This window comes from Providencia lanzhouensis (assembly GCF_050469745.1).
GTDB classification, from domain to species: domain Bacteria; phylum Pseudomonadota; class Gammaproteobacteria; order Enterobacterales; family Enterobacteriaceae; genus Providencia; species Providencia lanzhouensis.
The window spans coordinates 3,041,267-3,064,263 of sequence record NZ_CP174123.1 but is presented as its reverse complement, the minus strand read 5'-3'; the positions used below and the strand labels follow the sequence as shown (position 1 = coordinate 3,064,263).

The 22,997-nt window shown below is 41.8% G+C and carries 19 protein-coding genes, 1 tRNA gene and 1 pseudogene; 15 read left to right on the top strand and 6 right to left on the bottom strand.

Features of this window, described 5'->3' with window-relative positions; genetic code table 11:
* Positions 1–311 precede the first annotated feature (311 nt).
* A complete protein-coding gene (locus ACIH2S_RS14535) occupies positions 312–1,391 on the top strand; it encodes a protein-tyrosine phosphatase family protein (RefSeq protein WP_231138100.1) in 1,080 nt (359 codons plus the stop codon).
* 62 nt (positions 1,392–1,453) lie between these two features.
* On the opposite strand, the gene ybcJ is transcribed toward ACIH2S_RS14535, so the two are convergent.
* Positions 1,454–1,666 (bottom strand): ribosome-associated protein YbcJ, encoded by a 213-nt coding sequence (gene ybcJ, locus ACIH2S_RS14530; RefSeq protein WP_108478314.1) that lies wholly within the window; start codon positions 1,664–1,666, stop codon positions 1,454–1,456.
* A gap of 17 nt (positions 1,667–1,683) precedes the next feature.
* Positions 1,684–2,541, bottom strand: a complete 858-nt coding sequence (gene folD, locus ACIH2S_RS14525; protein ID WP_036952132.1) for a bifunctional methylenetetrahydrofolate dehydrogenase/methenyltetrahydrofolate cyclohydrolase FolD — start codon at positions 2,539–2,541, stop codon at positions 1,684–1,686.
* Positions 2,542–2,729: 188 nt separating this feature from the next.
* On the opposite strand from folD, the gene ACIH2S_RS14520 reads away from it, so the two are divergent.
* The 13 genes from ACIH2S_RS14520 (at position 2,730) to ACIH2S_RS14460 (ending at position 17,751) form a co-directional block, all read left to right on the top strand.
* A tRNA-Arg gene (locus ACIH2S_RS14520) sits at positions 2,730–2,806 on the top strand.
* 587 nt (positions 2,807–3,393) lie between these two features.
* The gene (locus ACIH2S_RS14515) at positions 3,394–5,682 is read left to right on the top strand and encodes an FdhF/YdeP family oxidoreductase (protein WP_036952130.1); all 2,289 of its coding nucleotides are present in this window, start codon (positions 3,394–3,396) and stop codon (positions 5,680–5,682) included.
* A gap of 1,096 nt (positions 5,683–6,778) precedes the next feature.
* Positions 6,779–7,054, top strand: coding sequence for a helix-turn-helix domain-containing protein (locus tag ACIH2S_RS14510; protein ID WP_036952128.1), 276 nt, complete (start codon positions 6,779–6,781; stop codon positions 7,052–7,054).
* 149 nt (positions 7,055–7,203) lie between these two features.
* Positions 7,204–7,752, top strand: a complete 549-nt coding sequence (gene fimA, locus ACIH2S_RS14505) for a type 1 fimbrial major subunit FimA (RefSeq protein ID WP_108478313.1) — start codon at positions 7,204–7,206, stop codon at positions 7,750–7,752.
* Positions 7,753–7,829: 77 nt separating this feature from the next.
* On the top strand, positions 7,830–8,366 hold the full coding sequence (locus ACIH2S_RS14500) for a fimbrial protein (RefSeq protein ID WP_154600066.1): 537 nt from the start codon (positions 7,830–7,832) through the stop codon (positions 8,364–8,366).
* Between the two features lie 64 nt (positions 8,367–8,430).
* Positions 8,431–9,129: a fimbria/pilus periplasmic chaperone gene (locus ACIH2S_RS14495; RefSeq protein WP_036952256.1), complete on the top strand. Its 699-nt coding sequence runs from the start codon at positions 8,431–8,433 to the stop codon at positions 9,127–9,129.
* 85 nt (positions 9,130–9,214) lie between these two features.
* Entirely contained in the window at positions 9,215–11,851 is a 2,637-nt protein-coding gene (locus ACIH2S_RS14490) for a fimbrial biogenesis usher protein (protein WP_154600065.1), read from the top strand.
* 43 nt (positions 11,852–11,894) lie between these two features.
* On the top strand, positions 11,895–12,398 hold the full coding sequence (locus ACIH2S_RS14485; protein WP_132496805.1) for a fimbrial protein: 504 nt from the start codon (positions 11,895–11,897) through the stop codon (positions 12,396–12,398).
* 34 nt (positions 12,399–12,432) lie between these two features.
* A complete protein-coding gene (locus tag ACIH2S_RS14480; RefSeq protein ID WP_036952250.1) occupies positions 12,433–12,924 on the top strand; it encodes a fimbrial protein in 492 nt (163 codons plus the stop codon).
* Between the two features lie 8 nt (positions 12,925–12,932).
* Positions 12,933–13,874, top strand: coding sequence for a fimbrial protein (locus ACIH2S_RS14475; RefSeq protein ID WP_108478311.1), 942 nt, complete (start codon positions 12,933–12,935; stop codon positions 13,872–13,874).
* Between the two features lie 453 nt (positions 13,875–14,327).
* Positions 14,328–15,362, top strand: coding sequence for a Fe(3+) ABC transporter substrate-binding protein (locus ACIH2S_RS14470; protein WP_036952248.1), 1,035 nt, complete (start codon positions 14,328–14,330; stop codon positions 15,360–15,362).
* On the top strand, positions 15,346–17,052 hold the full coding sequence (locus ACIH2S_RS14465; protein ID WP_108478310.1) for an ABC transporter permease: 1,707 nt from the start codon (positions 15,346–15,348) through the stop codon (positions 17,050–17,052). The genes ACIH2S_RS14470 and ACIH2S_RS14465 overlap by 17 nt, the downstream gene beginning before the upstream one ends.
* Before the next feature lie 27 nt (positions 17,053–17,079).
* Positions 17,080–17,751: an ABC transporter ATP-binding protein gene (locus tag ACIH2S_RS14460; protein ID WP_036952118.1), complete on the top strand. Its 672-nt coding sequence runs from the start codon at positions 17,080–17,082 to the stop codon at positions 17,749–17,751.
* 49 nt (positions 17,752–17,800) lie between these two features.
* Here ACIH2S_RS14460 and yegD read toward each other — a convergent pair whose 3' ends face one another.
* A complete protein-coding gene (gene yegD, locus ACIH2S_RS14455; protein WP_036952117.1) occupies positions 17,801–19,153 on the bottom strand; it encodes a molecular chaperone in 1,353 nt (450 codons plus the stop codon).
* Between the two features lie 184 nt (positions 19,154–19,337).
* On the opposite strand from yegD, the gene ACIH2S_RS14450 reads away from it, so the two are divergent.
* Positions 19,338–19,574 (top strand): GDCCVxC domain-containing (seleno)protein, encoded by a 237-nt coding sequence (locus tag ACIH2S_RS14450; RefSeq protein ID WP_036952115.1) that lies wholly within the window; start codon positions 19,338–19,340, stop codon positions 19,572–19,574.
* A 57-nt stretch (positions 19,575–19,631) separates the two neighbouring features.
* On the opposite strand, the gene ACIH2S_RS14445 is transcribed toward ACIH2S_RS14450, so the two are convergent.
* The 3 genes and pseudogenes from ACIH2S_RS14445 to ACIH2S_RS14435 all read right to left on the bottom strand — a co-directional run bounded on the left by ACIH2S_RS14445 (position 19,632) and on the right by ACIH2S_RS14435 (position 22,995).
* Entirely contained in the window at positions 19,632–20,033 is a 402-nt protein-coding gene (locus tag ACIH2S_RS14445; RefSeq protein ID WP_036952113.1) for a hypothetical protein, read from the bottom strand.
* A gap of 106 nt (positions 20,034–20,139) precedes the next feature.
* A complete protein-coding gene (gene nrfF, locus ACIH2S_RS14440; protein ID WP_036952112.1) occupies positions 20,140–21,234 on the bottom strand; it encodes a heme lyase NrfEFG subunit NrfF in 1,095 nt (364 codons plus the stop codon).
* Positions 21,227–22,995 (bottom strand): annotated as a pseudogene (locus tag ACIH2S_RS14435) (heme lyase CcmF/NrfE family subunit). The gene nrfF and the pseudogene ACIH2S_RS14435 overlap by 8 nt, the downstream one beginning before the upstream one ends.
* Positions 22,996–22,997 lie beyond the last annotated feature (2 nt).

The following is a 22,997-nucleotide window of genomic DNA, read 5'->3' as shown; positions in this document are numbered from 1 at the left end:
TCCTTTATCGTTTTTCACGTAATACCGGTTTGCTTACAATTCGAATAATTTAGAGAATTTAGCTTAACTAGCTTAACTAGCTTAACTAGCTTAACTAGCTTAACTAGCTTAACTAGCTTAACAAATAAGAATAAAACCCACTAAAAAGGATCTATTTTTGGTGGGTTTTTTTATGGCTGCAGTGGCTAAATTTGCAAGCGAGGATGATGACAGTTGTCGATACTACCCAGTGAAATATAGACAGTGGAATTTAACATTGGGTCACCAAAACGGTGAATTCACTCACAATGAAAACATAGGTAAGGATAAATATGTTTCCAATAAACACTAATCGACTAACTGTATCGCCATTGACAGAATTTCCAGTATCATCAAATACAAGCCATCTCCCTGAACGTATTAAGTCTATCCAAAATATCTCCGAACTTAGCCCACATTTGGCTGAAACAACTCCCGTCAAAAGAAATAGGTTAAAGCTAAAACTAAATATAGGAGTCGCTACTAAAGCTACGGCATTCGATAAATTGGCTGAAAAAACACAGTTACTGGTGAAAAACATTGAATACGATACAGAGAGTAGGGGGCAGAGATATCCCAATATTGGTAGTGCAAAACAGACTCAAATTTCAATACAAAACTCTTGCAAATCTCTTGTCACCTTAGCTGCCAATCGGCTCCAAGTGGGGGGAGAAAATTTAGCCATCCGCTGCCAATACCCCAAAGATAATGACCAAGCCATTGAAAATCATTTGTCTATGCTTATAGCAAACAAAACTCCGATATTAGTTGTCTTAGCATCAAAACAAGAGATTGATAATTCTATCTTGCAAGGAGAGAAGCTCCCACCTTACTTTATGAGTAATCAAAAATATGGCGCCATTGAAGTCACTTTTGAACAAGAAAAAAAGAACTATAAAGTAGAACCTAAAAAAACAAGCACAGGGGCGAACCCGTTGGAATTTAGCCAATATAAAATGGAGATTTCTAATGGTCATAAAAAGCATTCAATCCCTGTGATCCACGTGACTAATTGGAATGATGGGGGAACGGTAACAACGGAGGAGTTAGTTAAATTAAACCAGCTTATTAGAGTCATCAATGAAGGTAGCTTATTTGAACTCTATAAAAATCAAGGAGTAGATATAGAAGGAAGAAATAAACCGCTTCCCGTTATTCATTGCAAAGCTGGCATTGGTCGAACAGGGGTATTAGCGGCATGCATGCAGTGGAGAAAGGCAGGAAATAAACTATCGATGGAAAATATCGTATTAGCATTGCGGGAGACAGGAAGCCCGAATATGGTCCAAAATGAAGCGCAATATCGGCAATTACAAGAATTCACAAATGTGCCATTATCCCCAACAAGAACCATCGGTAAGTGGGCTTTTTGATTGAGTAACAAAAGGTAAGCTGAATAGGGCTCAGCTTACCTCTATCAAGGATGCAGTGAGAACTACTCTTGTACCTTGATTTGTTCGCTTCCCATAGAAACGACTTTGCCTGCGACAATTTTGCAGCGTTTGCGTGTTTCAACAACACCATCAACTTGCACTAAGCCATCAGCAATCATTGATTTTGCCATCGCGCCACTTTCTGCCCAACCTTCAATTTTTAGCAGGTCGCATAACTCGATATGGGGATGACCATCAAGATGAAAAATATCCATTGTGACTCCAAATTACATTAAATATCGTGGTACTCTTCGCACGCCTGTAGCGTGTTTTGAATCAGTGTAGCCACGGTCATTGGCCCAACACCGCCCGGAACTGGCGTGATCCATGCAGCGCGTTTTGACGCTTCATCGAAATCAACATCTCCAGTCACTTTGCCATTTTCTAAGCGGTTAATACCGACATCGATAACGATAGCGCCCGGTTTGATCCATTCGCCTGGAATAAAGTTAGGTTTACCCACAGCCACGACTAGTAAATCCGCATTACGGACATGCTGTTCGAGATCTTTGGTAAAGCGATGAGTAACGGTGGTGGTGCAGCCCGCTAATAATAATTCAAGGCTCATCGGACGACCAACAATATTTGATGCGCCAATGATAACGGCGTTTAAACCATAAGTATTAATGTCATAACGCTCAAGTAAGGTAACAATCCCTCTTGGGGTGCAAGGACGCAGGCGAGGCGCACGTTGGCATAAACGACCGACGTTATAAGGGTGAAAACCATCGACGTCTTTATCGGGATGAATGCGTTCAATCACTTTGACGTTATCAATGCCAGCAGGTAATGGTAACTGAACTAAGATGCCATCAATTTCATTATCTTGGTTAAGGTCATCAATAAGCTTGAGTAGTTCAGCTTCAGTCGTCGTGTCTGGTAAATCATAGGAGCGAGAAATAAAGCCAACTTCTTCGCAAGCACGTCGCTTACTGCCAACATAAATTTGAGAAGCGGGGTTAGCGCCTACGAGAATAACGGCAAGCCCGGGAGCTCGTTTACCATTGGCAATACGAGTTTGTACTTTTTGAGCAACTTCCTGTCTAATTGCTTGCGCAATCGTTTTCCCATCAATAATTTTTGCTAACATCTGTAACTTAATCCATATATGAGACACGGGGGATGCCTCTATTTTGTCAGAACTTGCTAGCAATGTCAGGTCTATCTGATAGATAAAGTAAGCATATCGTTATTTAAGTAGTGAAAAGCCATTGACTCGGCGCTCAGCAACCGTATAATTCAACGCCATCAGCCAGATAGGCTGTTTGCGCACACAATGCGCCCTTAGCTCAGTTGGATAGAGCAACGGCCTTCTAAGCCGTAGGTCACAGGTTCGAATCCTGTAGGGCGTACCATTCTCAAGCAAGCGCATATCAATAGACATCACAGGATGTCTTTTTTTATGCCTGAAATTCATTGAATCAGCTGATTTTAGCCTTTCTTCGTTCAATTAACGTCTACCTATTCAACTATAAGGTAATTCATCATTAATACCTAAAATAGTTGTGGGTTTTGGATGTTGATATCCTTGTTAGGTGATGAATATGGTGCTTTCTGCTCAAACTAAACCATATAATATTTAACTGTTAATTTTGTTATTTAACACTTCATTAATTGAATTATATTATATTGAAAAACGTCCTTTTTGTTTAAAATAGAGCAAGATTATGTATATAAAATCCCGTATTCATTTGATAATGTTATGTTTTTTTAATTCATTAGAGTTTTAATCTATAGCCAATAAAATAAAAGTTATTAATGGAAGATAATTCCTTATTATTAATAATCCTATTTGATATGTTATCTATGAAATAACATTTTATTTTTGAATTATATTCAAAAAAAGATAAGTCGGTATTCGTCACTCCACATTAATCATAATTACACTGTAATAAAATAACGTTTATTTCTTGTTACATTTAAATTTAAAAGAGTAATGAAAATGAAAGAAAAAATCGAAAATTACACTGGACCTGCGGCAGGCTGGGGAGCAGTTAAAGCTGTCGCTGAAGCTATACGCGAGCAGATGGATATTGTACCCGATATTATTACTATGTTTGAAATGAATAAGCCTCAAGGTTTTGACTGCCCCGGTTGTGCATGGCCTGACCCTAAACATAGTGCATCGTTTGATGTCTGTGAAAATGGTGCAAAAGCGATGGCATGGGAAGCCACGGCAAAGAGAGCAACACTTGAGTTCTTTGCGAAACATACCGTTAGTGAATTGTTAACGTGGGATGACTATGACTTGGAAAATGAAGGTCGTCTAACTCACCCAATGAAATATAATGAGCAAACAGATCGCTATGAAAAAATTGAATGGAACGATGCTTTTGCTCAAATAGGTCAGCGGTTATCAAATTACTCAGATCCTAATTCGGTTGAATTTTATACTTCAGGTCGAACTTCAAATGAAGCTGCGTTTTTATATCAGCTTTTTGCCAGAGAGTATGGAACTAACAATTTTCCGGATTGTTCAAATATGTGCCATGAGCCGACAAGTGTCGGTCTTGCAGCCTCAATAGGTGTGGGTAAAGGTACGGTATTACTTGATGATTTTGACAAGGCTGATTTAGTAATTTGTATTGGACATAATCCAGGAACTAATCATCCTCGAATGCTCAGCTCACTTCGTGAAGTATCAAAACGAGGTGCCAAAATTATCGCAATTAACCCTTTAAAAGAAAGAGGATTAGAACGATTTGCTTATCCGCAAGATCCAATTGAAATGTTGACGCTAGAGTCCACGCCTCTCGCAGGATATTACTATAAAGTTAGAATCGGTGGAGATACTGCATTAATTAAAGGTGTCATTCGCATTATTATTGAGTACCACGATGCGGCTATAGCAAGAGGTCAAGCGCCTATATTAGATAGTGAATTTATAAGTACTCATACCGTTGGTTTTGATAACCTTAAGCAAGATGTGCTCACTACTTCTTGGGATGATATTTTATCGGTGAGTGGCATGACTCGTGATGAAATAGAACAAATTGCTCAACTTTATATCGAGGCAAAAAATACCATTATCTGTTATGGCATGGGAATTACGCAGCACCAGCATGGTACTCAAAATATTCAGCAACTAATCAATCTTTTATTATTGAAAGGTAATATTGGTCGAGATGGTGCGGGAATTTGCCCATTGAGAGGGCATTCTAATGTGCAAGGCGATCGTACTGTTGGAATAACCGAAAAACCAAGCCAATCTTTTATCGACAAAATTGAGCAACGCTTTGGTTTTAAGCCTCCTATCGCTTTTGGTCATGCAGCCGTGGCTAGCATGCAAGCAATCTCTGAAGGCAAAGTAAACGCATTGATTTGTATGGGGGGAAACCTTGCAGTTGCTATGCCAGATAAAGATGCATGCTACAGCGGAATGAAAAAACTTGATATGGCTGTTCATATTGGGACCAAACTTAATCGATCACATTTGTTGACGGCAAAGAATACATTTTTATTTCCTGTATTAGGTCGTACAGAAGTAGATATTCAAAAATCAGGTCCGCAAAGCATTACTGTTGAGGATTCTATGTCAATGGTACATGCTTCACATGGCAAGCTAAAACCTGCTAGCCCATATTTAAAATCGGAATGTGCAATTGTTGCTGGTCTTGCCAAAGCGACGATTCCTAACTCAAAAGTTGAATGGGATGATTTCATTGATGATTACGATAAAATTCGTGATGCAATGGAAGCTGTATTACCAGGTTTTGAAGATTACAATAAAAGAATCCGAATTCCTGGAGGCTTTCATTTAACAAATGCAGCGGCTCAGCGTAAGTGGTTAACTCAATCAGGTAAAGCAAACTTTATAACAACTGAAGGTGTCATTGAAGATCCAGAGTCTGCGACACATAGCGAATTAGTTTTGGCAACTATACGTAGTCATGACCAGTACAATACAACTATTTATGGAATGAATGACCGCTATCGTGGTGTTTTTGGACAGAGAGACGTCATTTTTATCAGTGAAGCTCAGGCAAAAAAACAAAAATTATCTGCTGGTGATAGAGTCAATGTTATTGCCTTAGATAATCGGCAAAATAGGACTAAACGTCGTTTAGATAACCTAAAAGTGGTTATCTATGATATGGCTGATCGCTGTGTTGCCACTTATTTTCCTGAAGCAAATAATTTGATAGCACTTGATAACTTTGACCCTCAATGTGGTATTCCTGCGTATAAAAATATTCCAGTAATTTTAGAGAAGGTAAGTGCAGTATCCTAATTGTTTTAAATTCTAACCACCCCTATGTGGGTGGTTTATTTGATCCTCTAAAGGCATATCAACGACATTTCTAAATAACACCGATTTCCCTTCTGTTATTCCGAGTATCTTTACTGCTTTTCTTATCCAATCATTTTCTAATCCTATCGGCTCAACTCACACAACATTGGCGAGCCAGCGTTCCTAGGAGCTCTATAAATAATTCATTCAATATTACCTAGTATTTATACTGATCAATTGTATTACTATTTCTAAACTATCTTTAATGTGTATCTTGTTCGTTTAGTTCAATGACTCGAGTGAAATAAATCATTAAATAAATAGTTTTTAATTAATGAATAGGTTTTTTTGATGTTTTTTTATGTGTTCTTGGTTATTTAACACACAAGGTTATAAAATTATTAAATTTAATTTAAATAATATAATCAAAAACACGAAATAAAGGTGAAATAGTGGATGTAATAATTACTTACATATTTATTTAACTCTTACTAGGATTATTCTTATATGCAGCTATAATGAATTCAGTTTTTTGTTTTTATTGAAAGTTGTTTTCAACTCGTAATTGGGGTTTGGGGTTTGGGGTTTGGGGTTTGGGGTTATTGGTATTTTATGCTGTTTTATTATAAATTATTTGATATTCTAATATTGATTATCTTTTTTTGATTTGTTTTTATTTTTATCTTTGCGAATTAATTGTAATTTTGTGGTTATTGCTTTTCATTAATTAACGGTTTTATTTTTATATAATGGTCCTTATTGTAAATTATTGTGTCTATTTAACATGTATATCGTGTTATGCGCGCCTTATTTCATTTAAAGAAATATCTTCAATTATTTATTTTGGTATTTTTAGATTCTCATAAAGTGTTGATTTTTATGTTTTATTATTTTACTCATATTTGATTATTTATTGATTTAAATGAATTAATATTTATGATTGATAGCCTGCGTATATCAAATAGCTCTTTTTCGATCGAAAAAAACAATTTTTAACTACAGTTTTAATTCTATAACTTAATAACAGCTGAAGCGTATTTTCCTATATCGATAATATAAAAAAATAATCAGCGAAATATGATCTGAGAGGTTTGAAATGCGAGACTATGAACCATTATCAAATAATATTGGCAGGATGTTAAAAGACTACCGTAGGCGCACAGGATTAACAGGAAGTGAATTGGCAAAGCGTATTAATGTAAGCCAACAGCAAATATCTCGATATGAAAACGGTGTGAATAATATATCATTTGACAAGCTTATCATACTATTTAATGCACTTGAGATGAGTAGTCGAGATATTGATGTTTTCTTCGAAAAAATGAAGTATCTGTTTGATTCTAGTGTATACAAACACTCGAAAATAGAGTGACAGGCCCTTATTTTTTAAAATCATTCAAATTTAATTAAATTGTTTTAGGCAATTTAATTAAATTCGGTCGTTTTAATTATGGTGTCATGAAGTCTGTATTTGTTTTTTTCTATCAAGTTGTACTTAATAAATATACATAAGGAAATATTATGAAAGTTAAATCACTAGCACTTGTTGTTATTTCAGCTTTATCTTTAGGTTCAGTCGCTGCAATGGCTGCAACAACAACCGTAAACGGCGGCCAGGTACACTTTAAAGGTGAGCTAGTGAATGCAGCGTGTGCTGTTGATGCTGGTTCTGTAGAGCAAACTGTTCGTTTAGGTCAAGTTCGTACAGCTAAATTAGCTAAATTGGGCGATACCAGTGGTTCTGTTGGTTTCAACATCCAATTAAACGACTGTGATACAACAGTTGCTACTTCTGCAAAAGTTGCCTTTGCCGGTGTTGCTGCAAATGCAACTAACCCAACTGTTTTATCTATAGCTTCTTCAGCTTCAGGTGCAGCGACTAACGTTGGTATCCAAATTTTAGATGGTAAGAGCGCGCCTCTGGGTCTGGATGGTGCAACATTCAGTAACCCTATCACTCTGAATGACGGTGCAAACGTTCTGCCATTCCAAGCTCGTTACTTCGCACTTGGTGCAACAACTGCTGGTGTTGCTAACGCAGATGCAACCTTCGCTGTTCAATACGAGTAATCACTAAAAAGGATTAGGGATATCCCATTTGATAAGCCAAGGATGGCTTTTATTCACGAACCAAAAGGTGGAAGTTTATGAGAGAGCTGCTGGCAGTTTCACTCCTTCTGTTTTCTCCATTTTTGCACGCTGGGAATAAATGGAAAGTTCAACTTCCTGGTGGTGGGATGCGCTTTCAAGGGGAATTAATTGCAGAAGGCTGCACTGTTGAAACTTCAGACCGTAATTTGGTAGTGAATATGGGACAAGTGCGCACCAATGCATTCAAGGCTCCAGGTCAAGATTCAGCACCGACTGCGTTTGATCTTCACCTCCGAGAGTGTAGCAATGCAGTTAGCGAGTATGTATCCATTACCTTCAACGGTGTGGCTAATGAAAGGAACCCAGATATTTTTTCCATCGGTGATGGGCCTAACACCGCGAAAGGTGTGGGAGTTGCCATTTTTGATTCAAAAAATACCTTAATTCCGGTGAATAGTGCTCCACGTAAAGTGGCGAATCTGCGTGATGGGGATATGACATTGCACTTTGTTGCTAAGTATCGCTCGACAAGCGAGAACATCATGGGCGGAAAAGCGAATGCTCAAGCACTATTCTCACTGACTTATGAATAAAAATATCGAAAAAGACAGTGACATATTTATTTCATTTTTTAGTAAAAAAAGGACAGATGTAAACATGAAAACCAGAAAAACATATAAGTTCATTACCGCCTTATTACTTTTACTCTGTTCGACCGTATCCACTCAGGTTTATGCAGGTGTTGCATTAGGTGCAACGCGAGTGATTTATCCTGCGGATCAAAAGCAGGTTCAACTTGCCGTGACCAATAATGATGAAAAGGGCGTTTTTCTGATCCAATCGTGGGTTGAAAATGCCAATGGTCAAAAAGATAGCCAATTTGCGATCACTCCGCCTCTTTTTACGATGAAAGGCGTTAAAGAAAATACATTGCGCATTATTGATGCGACCAATAACCAATTACCGAAAGATAGAGAAACGCTGTTTTGGCTGAATGTGAAAGCGATTCCAGCAATGGACAAAGCGAACATGAGCGAGAATACGTTGCAGTTAGCGATTATTAGCCGCATTAAATTGTATTACCGTCCTACAGGTCTCTCTATTGCGCCGGATAAAGTGGCTGAAGAATTACGCTTTAAGCGCCAAGGTAGCTCACTGATTGTGGTTAACCCAACGCCTTATTTTGCCACAGTTACAGATTTAAAAATCGGTGCAGCAAAATTGGATAACGTGCTTGTTCCTCCATTTGGTGATGCGTCAGTGAATGTTCCTTCCAATGGAAATGGTGCTATTAGCTACCAAACCATTAATGATTACGGCGCACTAACGCCGAAAATGACAGGAAAAATGCAGTAAAAACTTACGTTTTTATTTCTCGAAAATAATTAAACATCATTCCAAATTGGAAATTTGCTGAGCAACATTGTTGAGCGGAGGGGACATGTCACATCTGACATCTGAAAAAGGGCTATTAATTTCAAAAAAAGGATCATTTTTGGGATGCAGATTCGAACGCCATTTTCCTTTGGTTCCGCTGGCATTCTTGATAGGCGCATGCCTTTATCCAACATGGGCGACGGCAGAGTTATATTTTAACCCTCGTTTCTTAGCGGATGATCCTTCAGCAGTCGCAGATTTATCTGCGTTTGAACAAGGGCAAGAAGTTCCTGAAGGGACTTATCGTGTTGATGTTTATCTTAATGATGGCTATTTACTCACCCGGGATGTGAATTTTGTTCTGGATAAAAATGATAAACAGCTGTCCCCTTGTTTGACGCCTAATGAATTGGCCAAGATGGGGATCAATACATTAGCGCTGCCAGAATTACAGACGAAGCCCAAAGATACCTGTGAACCATTATCATCCACCGTGAAGGATTCAACGGCGAGATTTGATGTGGGCTTGCAACGGTTATATATCACCGTTCCACAACTGTTTATGAAAGACAAAGCGCGAGGTTTTATTCCTCCAGAGCTTTGGGATTCAGGGATCACGGCAGGGATTTTAAACTATAGCCTGACGGGAAGCAGCGCACGTAATCAAGACGGAAAGCACAGTAGCTATAACTATTTGAATCTACAAAGTGGTTTAAACTTTGGTGCGTGGCGCTTACGGGATAACTCCACATGGAGCCACAGCACAGGCACAGCAAATAGCGAAACTCGCTGGGAGCATATCAATACCTATTTAGAGCGTGGCATCAATGTGATCCGCTCTCGTTTAACACTGGGTGATAGCTACACTCCGGGAGAAATTTTCGACAGTGTTAACTTCCGAGGCATTCAATTAGCCTCGGACGATAATATGCTGCCTGAAAGCCAAAAAGGATTTGCGCCCGTGATCCGAGGGATCGCTCGCGGTACAGCGGATGTCTCTGTTAAGCAAAATGGTTATGAGATCTATCGCAACACATTCCCACCGGGACCGTTTGTGATTAACGATCTCTATTCTGCGGGGAATAGTGGTGATTTGCATGTGACGATCACGGAAGCGGATGGATCCGTACAGAGCTTCACCGTGCCATATTCATCCGTTCCGTTGCTCCAACGTGAAGGGCATACTCAATATGCCGTCACTGTAGGGGATTACCGTTCGGGAAGCGGCAATCAGGAAAAACCGACATTCTTACAAACCACGTTACTGCACGGTTTGTCATATGGCTGGACGCTCTATGGTGGAACTCAGTTAGCCAATCGTTACCAAGCTTTTAACGCAGGGATAGGTAAAAATATCGGTGTCTTTGGGGCGCTATCTATCGATATTACCCATGCCAATGCCAAATTACCGGATGACAGCAACCATCAAGGTCAGTCAATTCGTTTCTTATATAACAAATCTCTGAATGAAACGGGCACGATTATTCAGCTGGCGGGTTATCGGTATTCAACAAAGGGTTACTACTCATTTGCGGATACGACGTACAAACGGATGTCAGGGTATAACCTTGCGACGCAAGACGGCATTATCCAAGTGACACCTAAGTTTTCTGACTATTACAACTTAGCTTATAACAAGCGCGAAAAAATTCAGTTAACTCTAACCCAGCAGTTGGGTGAGCAATCCACTATGTATGTGACGGGAAGTCATGAAACGTATTGGAATACCAGTAAAGCGGATAAGCAATTACAGGTAGGGATTAACACACTGATTAAAGGGATTAGTTGGGGATTAAGTTACAGTCTGTCCAAAAACTCATGGCAGGATGGCAACGACCAAATGCTGGCATTGAACGTCAACATTCCTTTTAGCCATTGGTTACGTTCGGACAGTCAGTCTATCTGGCGTAATGCCAGCGCAAGTTACAACGTTTCTCACGATCTCAAAGGTCGCGTAAACAACACCGCCGGTTTATACGGAACGTTATTGGAAGACAATAACTTAAGTTATAGCGTTCAAGCCGGGTATGCTGGTGGTGGTCAAGGTAACTCTTCGGGGACAGGCTATACGTCACTGAACTATCGCGGGGCTTATGGAAATGCCAACGTCGGTTATAGCTATGCCGATAACATTCGCCAAGTTTACTACGGTGTGAGTGGGGGCGTCTTAGCTCATGAAAATGGATTAACGCTGAGCCAGCCAATGAACGATACCGTGGTATTAGTGAAAGCGCCAGGTGCGGGACATGTGAAAGTCGAAAACCAAACAGGGGTTGAGACTGACTGGCGGGGCTATGCGGTATTACCTTATGCCACTGAATATCGTGAAAACCGTATTGCTTTGAATACCAATACGTTGGCGAACAACGTGGATCTGGATGATCCTGTCTTGAATGTGGTGCCAACTCGTGGTGCTGTCGTTCGCGCTGATTTCCAACCGAAAGTTGGGGTCAAAGTTCTGATGACATTAACTCGCCATGGAAAACCAGTGCCATTCGGTTCGGTTGTTTCTTTTGGTGAAAATAGTGGTGGCAACATTGTGGCGGAAGATGGGCAAGTTTACTTAACTGGTTTGCCGTTAACCGGACAATTAATCGCACGTTGGGGAGATGGAGCGGATGCTCAGTGTAAGGTCAATTACACACTGCCAGCAGAAAGCCAATATGAAATCCTCAGTAAGTATAGTGCCGAGTGCCTCTAAGGAGCCCATAGTGTTTGATAAATCGAATATTTTCTTTGCCTCAATGTTGACCTCTTTGTGCTTGTGTTCCAATGCATTGGCGGCGGATAGCACCATTAACATTACAGGCAATGTACGAGATAACACTTGTGCCGTGGCTCCTGGTTCACAAAATCAAGTGGTGGATTTGCTCCTGAATGCGGTGAAACAGCTGCACTCAGTGGGGGAAGTGACGCCAACAGTGCCGTTTCGTATTGAGCTAACACCTTGCGGTTCTGCGGTAACGGCGGTCAAGGTTGGGTTTGTCGGTATTGCAGACTCGAGTAACAAAACCTTGCTGGCATTAGAACCCGGTAGTGCAAATGCGACAGGGGCAGGCATTCAGATTTTAGACAGTGCTAAAAATCCATTAGTCCTCAATGCGGACTCAAATAATATTGTATGGACGCCTTTAGTGGCAGGAAAAGCCAATACGCTCAATTTCAATGCACGTTTAATGGCGTCAAAATTGCCCGTTACGGCAGGGCATATTCGAGCAACCGCCACATTTACGCTTGAATTCCAGTAAATAGAGGATGCGATGAATGACGTATAAATCAACAATGATGACAGCTTTATTTTTGGGGCTGTTATCTTCATCAATAACCTCCACACACGCGGCTGACGTAACCGTGACGGTTAATGGGAGCGTTGTTGCGAAGCCTTGTACGGTATCAACCAAGACAGCTAATGTGGATCTGGGTGATCTTTACACGTTCAATTTAACCTCTCCGGGATCAGCATCGGATTGGCATACGGTGTCGCTGGATTTGACCAATTGTCCTGTTGGTACATCAGTGGTTATGGCGACTTTTAAAGGTGTCGCTGATTCGGTGGGATACTACAAAAACCAAGGTACGGCAGGCAATATTCAGCTGCAACTTCAAGATTCATCGGGCAATAATTTAAATAACGGCGCACAAAAACGCATGCCAGTCAGCGATGCAACGCTTTCAACCAGTTTTCCTTTACAGGTAAGGGCAATATCGGTGAGAGGCGGGGCGACACAAGGCACCATCCAAGCGGCAATTGATGTCACCTACACGTATCTGTGAGCAATATTATGAATATAAAACAGCTAGTTAAATTAATCTTTGTTAACACATTTATCTATTTTGCCGGTGTTTCTTCGGTGTATGCTTTTACCTGTTACGACTCAACAGGAAACGTTTTAAGCTACACACAAAGCCCAGTGACTGCTAATGCGTATGTTAATTTGCAGCCAAGTGTTCAAGCTGGTCAAAACTTAGTGGTCGATTTGTCGAATTCAATATTTTGTAAGAACGATGACCCATCAGCGCGACGTGACCAAGTGAACATGATACGTGGTTCCGCTTATGGTGGAGTATTGAATAACTTTCGAGGCTCATTACGGTATTATGGCTCAAGCTATACGTTCCCTTTGACTAACCCAACTCACCAGCAAGATTTTCCATCGGGCAATTACACAGCATGGAATACCCAATTGTATTTAACTCCAATTTCTGCGGCGGGTGGTGTAGTGGTTAACCGAGGAACCCACTTTGCGACATTGGTAATGTACCAAGTTGGTTCTAACATAGTAGGGGGCGGTAACGTCAATACATCGACCTTTACATGGAATTTGTATGCCAACAATGATGTTGTGGTACCTATTGGTGGTTGTGATGTTTCTTCGCGTAATGTGGTCGTTAACTTACCGGAATATCCAGGAAGCGCTCAGCCGGTACCGTTATCTATCTATTGTGCTTCGAGCCAAAATATCTCCTACTATTTAACGGGAACAACCGATACGAGCAGCAATATTTTTGCTAATACACTGTCTGGTGCTAATGCCGCAAAAGGAGTAGGGATCCAAATGGTTCGCAATGGTAATGCAATTCCAGCAAACCAAAACGTTCAGTTAGGTCGAGTAGGAAGTTCAGCGGTGAACTTAGGACTAAGCGCGCGATATTCAAGAACCCAAGGTCAGGTGACGGCAGGGAAAGTGCAGTCGGTGATTGGCGTGACATTTATGTACGATTAGTGAATTGAATTAGATAGATGAAAAGGCTCAAGAAGAAATATCTTGAGCCTTTTTGCGTTAAATAAAGATTCATATGCTCAGCAGAAATTCGGATGATCCGTTGTGATAGGGGAGCAGTAGATCTTTTATCATTTTCCCATCACAGAGACCTCAACCTATTAATATTATTGTAGAATATGGTCATTATTATCGTTTTGGTAATCTTGGATTTTATTTTACAAACTCTGAATACAGACCCCAGACCACCCACAAAAAATCCTTCAAAAAAGAATAAATGCCAAATAATAAATTATAAATAAATTTTAATAATCATTAATGCGTATTATTAACAGATGAAAATAATTTGCAAACGAGATTGGTTATCAATATACTTTTTTCGACCAGTTAAAAATACTCAATATACTAGTTTAAGCATCACTTCACCTTGGAGAAGATAGCAACATGTTGAAAAAAATGTATTTTTTACGTAATAAAACGCGTTTAATTACGTTGGCCTCATCGCTTATTGTTACCTGCGCATTGCCTGCCATGGCAAAAGATTCCCTAACGTTATATACCACTCGTGAGCCGGGGCTGATCCAGCCACTGCTGGATGCCTTTACCAAAGAAACTGCCATTGACGTCAACACTGTCTATGTCAAAGACGGCATGTTAGAGCGCGTCAAAGCGGAAGGTAAAAACTCTCCCGCAGACTTATTAATGACGGTGGATGCGGGTAACCTCATCGATTTAGTTGAAGCAGGTGTTACGCAGCCTGTTGATTCAAAAGTATTAACTGATGCTATTCCAGCTTCATTACGCGACAAAGATAACCAATGGTTTGGTTTATCGATGCGTGCTCGAGTGCTGTATGCGGAAAAAGATTTACCGTTAACTAGCATCACGTATGAAGATTTAGCCGACCCTAAATGGAAAGACAAAATTTGTATCCGCGCAGGCCAGCACCCGTATAACACAGCGTTAGTGGCAGCAATGATTGCCCACGACGGTGAAGCGAAAACGGAAGCGTGGTTACGCGGTGTGAAAGCTAACTTAGCACGTAAAGCAACGGGCGGAGACCGTGATGTCGCTCGTGATATCCTTGGCGGTATCTGCGATGTCGGTTTAGCGAACTCTTACTATGTGGGTCACATGAAAAATGCCAAAGAGGGCACTGACGCACGTAAATGGGGAGATGCTATCAAAGTGGTTCAGCCAACCTTTACCGATGGCGGTACGCACGTCAACATCACTGGTGCAGCCGTTGCGCGCCATGCTCCTCATAAAGCAGAAGCGGTTAAGTTGATGGAATATCTGGTTTCTGTTCCTGCACAACAGCTGTACGCGCAAGCAAACTATGAATACCCAATTCGCAAAGGCGTTCCACTGGATGCCACTATCAATAACGCAATTGGGGAAATCAATGTGGATACCCTCCCACTTACTGAAATTGTGAAATACCGTAAACAAGCGAGTCAGTTGGTAGATAAAGTTGGATTCGATCAATAAAACTGGCTTAACCTCTACGCGCGGGGCTTTCGGGCTGCCGCGCGTCGGTTTCTCGCCATTAACTCTTTCCGTGGTGGTCATTACGCTTGGCGTTCTGACCCCTTTGTTGTTTTTATTGGGTCTGGCCGCAAGCTCTGGATTCAGCCATTGGGAACATTTGATGCGCTATGTGCTTCCCGATGCCACCTTAAATACCTTAATTTTACTGCTGGGTGTTGGTGCCATGGTGATGACCATTGGGGCGGGGTGTGCCTGGCTGGTGACCGCGTTTGATTTTCCTGGTCGAAAGCTGTTTAGCTGGGCGCTGCTACTGCCCCTTGCGATGCCAACCTATATTGTGGCGTTTGCATGGTTAGATTTACTGCATCCTATTGGACCGATTCAAGAATTTATTCGTAGCGTGTTAGGGTACGACTCGCCGCGCCAATTCCGCCTCCCTGATCTTCGTTCAATGACGGGCGCCATTTTGTTGCTTGGACTGGTGCTTTATCCCTATGTTTACTTGACCATGCGAGCCATGTTTATGAGCCAGCCAGCCCATTTGCTGGAAGCGGCTCGAACCCTTGGGCTCAGTTCCACGGGAACATTTTTCCGAGTGGCGTTACCCATGGCGCGCCCTGCTTTAGTAGTGGGTACTAGCCTCGCTCTGCTGGAAACCCTCAATGATATCGGCGCATCGGAATTTTTAGGTGTGAATACATTGACCGTGACGGTGTACACCACATGGGTGACTCGCTCTGATCTACCCGCTGCGGCGCAAATTGCCTGCTCGATGTTAACAGTGATTATCTTGCTGTTAGCGTTAGAATATTACGGTCGAAAAAATCAGCGTTACAGTACTGGGCGGCAAATGCGTGGGATCTTGCCATCGCGTTTAACTGGATGGCGAGCTATATTAGCCACGTGTGTCACCGCGCTACCGGTGGTGTTAGGCTTTTTAGCACCGGCACTTTTTTTGGGATGGGAAAGCCTTAAACGCATCAGTGACAGCATGACAATCTCAAGCAGCCTGTTGCAATCACTACAAAACTCATTATTGCTAGCGGCGGGTGTCACCGTCGTGGTGACGTTGGTGAGCATTGTGGTAGCGTGGTATGCCAGAGCGAGTGCAATTTCTGGTTCATCTCAAGAATGGCGACGAGCCTTAATGAAAATTGCGTCGCTGGGTTATGCAGTACCAGGAACGGTATTAGCGATTGGTTTGTTAACACCGGGTATGGCGCTGGATAATTTTCTGGCGGAGCTATTGGATTTTCGAGGATTACCGCTGTTATCTACGGGAATTTTATTGGTTATCTGCTGCTCAATTCGATTTATGGCGATCTCCATTGGGGCGATTGATGCTGGGTTAACCCGTATTCCGCCGAGTATGGAACAAGCCTCAAGGCTGTTAGGGGAAAGCGAGCTGCGAACGTTCTTTCGAGTGCACCTTCCGCTATTACGTCCGGCACTTGTCACCAGTGCTTTATTGGTTTTTGCGGATGCGATGAAAGAGTTGCCGACCACATTACTTTTACGTCCGGTGAATTTTGAGACGTTAGCAACCTCATTATATGCAGAGGCAGCGCGAGGAACCTATGAAGAGGGCGCGATTGCGGCACTATTAATTGTGCTGGCAGGGACATTGCCTGTGATCCTCCTAGCGCGCAGTCAGCTGACATCATCTCAATCAAAACGGTCGTCTCAATAAAAATGATTATGTTAAGGAATGTCTTCGGTGTCTGATTCAACCTTAGTTCTTGACAATGTCCATGTTTCTTATGGCAGCAAACATCAACGTAACCATGTACTTAATGGTTTCTCTTTGCATATTGATGCTGGGGAAATTGGCTGTTTACTTGGGGCTTCAGGATGCGGAAAAACCACTGCCTTGAGAGCGATTGCTGGGTTTGAGCAGGTAGAGCAAGGAACCATCTACGTGGGTGGGCGCTGTGTTGCGGGTCCAAACCTTCATTTGCCGCCTGAGCAGCGTAATGTTGGGATGGTTTTCCAAGATTATGCCTTGTTTCCTCATTTAACGGCGGCGCAGAACGTGGCATTTGGGCTAAGAAAACAGCCTAAAGAGCAGCAACACGCTCGCGTTCAACAACTATTAACCTTGGTTGAATTGAGCGGTTTAGCGGAACGCTATCCTCACGAAATGTCGGGTGGTCAGCAGCAGCGTATTGCATTAGCACGAGCGTTAGCGCCACAGCCAGCGGTTCTGTTGCTGGATGAACCGCTTTCTAGCCTTGATCCAGATAGCCGAAAACGCTTAGGGCAAGAAGTGCGGGATATTTTACGTGCGGCGGGGCAAACAGCACTGTTGGTAACTCATAGTGAAGATGAAGCTCAGTTAATGGCAAATAAAATCAGCTACTTAAAAGAGGGGCGTTTACTCGAGGAATAGTTGAGGATCGTGAAAACCCAATGCCGCACAAACGGCATTGGGAAGTCGATTATTTAAAGCAGGTTTGCGCCCAGCGGGCTAATCCAGCGGTAACCGAGCCAAAGTCATCACCACGAACAATAGGAATGTTCGGCAGTTGCTCTTGAATCGCTTGATGTAAGATAGGCGAGCGAGCGCTACCCCCGGTGACAAAAATAGCGTCCGGTTGAACGCCTCCTTGTACAACGGCTTCTTTCACCAACTCAATCATTTTGCTTTTTGGTGATTCAATCGCATCAATTAACTGATCACGTCCAATATTCACTTCAAGCAGCTCTTTTGATAATGCAATTTTCGCCAAGTAATTTTGCTCATCAGAGAGTGCGATTTTCGCCTCTTCCGCTTTGCGTACTATGCTGTAACCCAGCGTTTGGTGATAAACCTCGAGCAAACGTGCCAGCAAGGCTGGCTCTTGAGCATCTTGTTGTAAGCGGGTTAATGCATTGAGGTTCGCGCGAGAATAAAACTCTTTTTGCGCTTCCACATTATTAATGGCAATCGGGTTCCAAAACTGCAATAGAGGCATTTTGATTCCCGATTGATATTGGCTTTCCATACCAAAAAGCTGCATTAACTGTTTTAAGGCAATGAAAATATCCAGATCGTTTCCGCCAACACGTTGACCTGTATGTGCTAGCAAAGAACTTGTACGATCGTGGCTATCTTTGTAACTAGGCCCCATTTGGATCAGTGAGCAGTCGGTGGTTCCCCCACCAATATCCACCACTAAAATGGTCTGATCTTTGGTGAGGGTGGATTCATACTCTAACCCTGCGGCAACGGGCTCAAACTGGAACGCAATATTCTGAAATCCAGCACGTTTAGCGGCTTTTAATAAGATAGCTTCCGCTTGCTGATTCGCTAGCTCGCCACCACGTCCATGGAAGTTAATTGGGCGACCAATCACGGTGTCAGTGATGGTTTGTTGGGTACTTGCTTCGGCAGTATGCTTGATATTTGCCATCATGGCGCACACTAAATCTTCGAAGAAACTGACTTGGGTTTCGTGTAAGCCTGATGCACCTAAAAAAGACTTAGGTGATTTTACATAGTAGACATCACGAGGATCGCTTAAATATAAGTCCAGCGCAGCTTGCCCGAAAACAATATCTTCCGGCTCCAGTTCAATGCCTTCATCCTGATTAAACGCAATAGAGCGTCGGAGGATTTGCTGACCAACTGAGTCTGTCGGAGAAATATTCAGATGGCGAAATAAGTGCTCTGAAACCGATTCTCTTGTCGGCGCACACAAGGTTGATGGAATATAAAAATTGCTGCCTTCAAGGGGTAACAATTGCGGTTTACCATCTTTCATGATTGCGACGGAGCAGTTAGATGTTCCGTAGTCAAAACCAATAAACATTTCGCCTCCAAAATCTAGGGTGCTTTAAAAAAAGTGGAAAACTGTATATCAACCTTGCGGGAAATGCTATTGGAACTGCATTTTTATTTTGTGTGGGAAACCTAATTTGGCGCAAGGATAAGAGCAACATGATTTTGTAAGATAAATAGTATTATTTATTGTGAAAGACCCTATCGAGTATCAAATGAGTCAAGCCAAAATTGAATTGATGTCTGAAATTACATGCCCAGAATGTGGGTGTTTGAAAATGGAAGAGATGCCAACCAATGCTTGTCAGTGGTTTTATGAATGTACAGGTTGCGGCGTCTTATTAAAGCCATTAGAAGGGGATTGCTGCGTATTTTGTTCTTATGGCACAGTGAAATGCCCGCCAATCCAAGAAGCAGAATTAACAGGCAAGCCTTCATGTTGCTGTAAATAAAGTACCGAGAAAAATCATTAATTTCGTAGGGGATAGATAATATTCAATTAAGTATAATTATCTATTCTGACAATTTTTACGCCACAAATAATTAAATTCCTCGATCGGAAACTCCATTTCGTCTCTATCCAATAGTGGAATAGAAACGACATTTCTACCATCTTCATTTAGATACGTTTTCACCATAAAACGTTTGTAGCTATAGCTATTTTTTGCATCAAATACCAGAACTTGACCACAAACATAGCCTAGCATACCGCGATCAGAGGTCTCTCTGATGACATGGTATTTCACATCTTTAAATTCGACGGTTTTAGGGAAACTCAGCAGGTCTTCCACAGCCCGCTCTGATTTCTTGATAACATCTAAATCAGGTGTGTAGTTAGCCATTACTCCTGCAAGAAATGATCCTCCTGCGATAAGAATAATCACTAAGATAGAAAGCATCTTATTCGTCATGATATTTTTCTAGATTATTATATTTAATAAATAAACTTATTATTATTTTTTATCAATTATGGATACCGCGAGGTAATAAAGGTTCAGGAGCCTTTATTATTTGTATTCACTGTTTCCCACTATTTTCCATTAATTTAGCCATGTGAATGGCTTCAATAATTTGAGCGCGATTGACTCTAGGATTATTACTATCAAGTAGGTTTTGCCAGATATTAATCGCCGTTGTGTAATTGGCATTGATAAAGGCATCTGAGGCTAATAACATCAATGCGGTGACTTCATTCTTATCTAGACTTAATGCTTTGTCTATCATTTTTTGTGTGTCATTTGTAACCACTTGTCCGGCTTGGTAATACATCACCGTGGCAATTGCGGCATAGAGTTGGGCATTCTCTCCGCGATATTTGAGTGCGTAGCCATAGGCAATTAAGGCATTTTCATAGCTATTTTGATAAAGATAGTATTCACCTAAAACAGCCCAAAGCTCACTGTTTTCAGGGGATTGTCGAATATCTGCTTGTAAACGTTGTAGATCCTGCGTTTCACGCTCCAATGGTGTGAATAGCAAGATAGGGTCATTTTGTCTTTGATATAAATCAAGTGTTGAATGGAATCGCGGTAATAAAAAATATCCCGCTATCATAATGCAGATTATGATGAGAATAAGGGTGTTACTTATCTTATTCCAATGAGAATGCTGAAGTGTTTTTTCATTATTGATAGCCGGTAATAACTGTATGTCAGAGTGAGTCTGGTTGTATTTTTCTATTAATGGAATCGCATTATCTAATAAAATAATGGGCTGATTAATTTTATTTTTTACTTTTAATGTTTTCCATAAAATAAAGATAATACAAAGAACAGCAAATACGGGAAGTAACCATAATAGTAGGGTACTAAGCGTTAATGGGGGATTATATAAAACAAAGTCACCATAACGCTCGGTCATATAGCGTTTAATCTGAGATTCACTTTTTCCTTCAGAAACCATTTTAAAGACTTGATGGCGCATGCTGACCGCGGTAGGTGCATTAGATTCTAATAAATTTTGGTTTTGGCATTGCGGGCAACGTAGTTGTGAAGCAATCTGCAAGGATAATTCCTGCTCCTCATTGGAATTAAATGCCCATGTATCCACTATTTGGGCGTGAACATTCAAGGAGCACAAGAGCAGAAACAGCATAACGATTTTTTTAATCATGCTTCCGCCCCCTAAACCAACTCATCAGCGCACCTAAGCACATCACAAATCCACCACCCCAAATCCATTGAATGCCTTCTTGTACATAAAAACGCATCGCATAGCGCTCAGTGCCCGTTTTTTCTCCCAGCACCACATACCAAGATCGCAACCATCCCCAGTGGATCCCCGGTTCTATCATCAGTTGCTGGCGAGCCATATACAGGCGGCGTTCAGTGATAAGATCAAAGCCATTTTGACCTGCATTTTGACTGACGTGGATCAGCGCTTTCTCGGTGGTGTAGTTAGATTCAGCTGCCAGTTGTAATTGTTGAAATTGGAATTGATATCCGCCAACTGAGATTGATTGCCCGACGGCGATATTTTGGCTGATTTCTGATTTCTGTGTTGAGGAAAGGGCAATTCCCATAGCGAACATCACAACCCCAGCGTGGGCGACAATAGCAGGGAATTTTTGCTGAACAATCATCGACAGTCGCTGATGTAGTTTGTGATTTCCGTTCTTGGCAATATCGCGATATTTGAGCGTGGCAAGCGCTATTACCACCAGCATCAACAGGCCAAATGGCAGTAATGTCTGATTGAAATAGGGAGCCCCCACCGAGATCTTACCTAACCCTAATAAACCATAGAGCATCGGGTATAAGGTGCCAGTCAGTACGATACATAAAACCGCGGTAAACAAAATCAAAGTCAGTAATAAATAGATTTCTCGCGATGTTTTGCGCCGAGGCTCTTGAGGGGGAAATTTCGCCTTCCAACCATAAATAAACAGAGCACCAAGGCTTAAAACGCTAAAGAGTAAAAATAGCGGAACGGCACGCACGTTATCTAAGGCAAATGCATGAACGGACACTAAGATCCCAGAGCGGACAATCAGTGTACCGAGCAGCGCTAAAATTAATGTGATAATCGCCAGCAACAGGCTCCAGTGGCGATATAGATAGATAAGCTGTGTAGTAATGCCGTGGCAGAAAGCCAAGGAAGTAAAGAGGCGTTTTCAACAGGATCCCAAAACCACCATCCTCCCCAGCCTAATTCACTGTATGCCCACCAAGAACCGAGGATGATACCGCTAGTGAGTATGCACCAACTTGGTACCGCAAATCGCCAACACAACTGAGCAATAGTCTGGCTGAAATTTTCGGGAAGTAGGGTAGGTGTCGCCATTAATGATGCGAGCACTAACGCTGCCACTAGCATCAATCCGCTGTAACCAAGGTAAAGTAGCGGCGGGTGTAAAATTAGTCCCCAATGTTGCAGCATCGGGTTGAGGTCGCGACCTTCAATTGCAGGCGGAAACAGGCGTTCAAATGGGTTGGAATAGAACACAACAAACAGCAATAACGTCGTGCATATAGCAGCCAGTACACACAACGTTAAAGGGAAAAATGGGCTATTTTGGCGGCGATAACGCCATGCAAATAAGGTAGTCCAGCCAGAGAAAAACAGAACCCACAGCAGCAGCGAACCTTCGTGCCCTCCCCAAACGGCAGCAATTTTAATCACTAGGGGGGATAAACTGTGGCTATGCTGAGCCACATAAATAACGGAAAAATCACTGAATACAAAGCTGGCGGTTAAACAGAGAAACGCAGTTAATAAAAAAGTGAATTGCAAAGACGTCCAGAGCACGCCCTGAGACATTTGCCTCGGGACGTGCCTGAAAACGCCGATAAACCCCAATAGGGTATGATAGCCGGTGATACACAGCGCCAGTAGCAAGCTGATAAACCCTATTTCGGGAAGGAAAATTTCCAAGT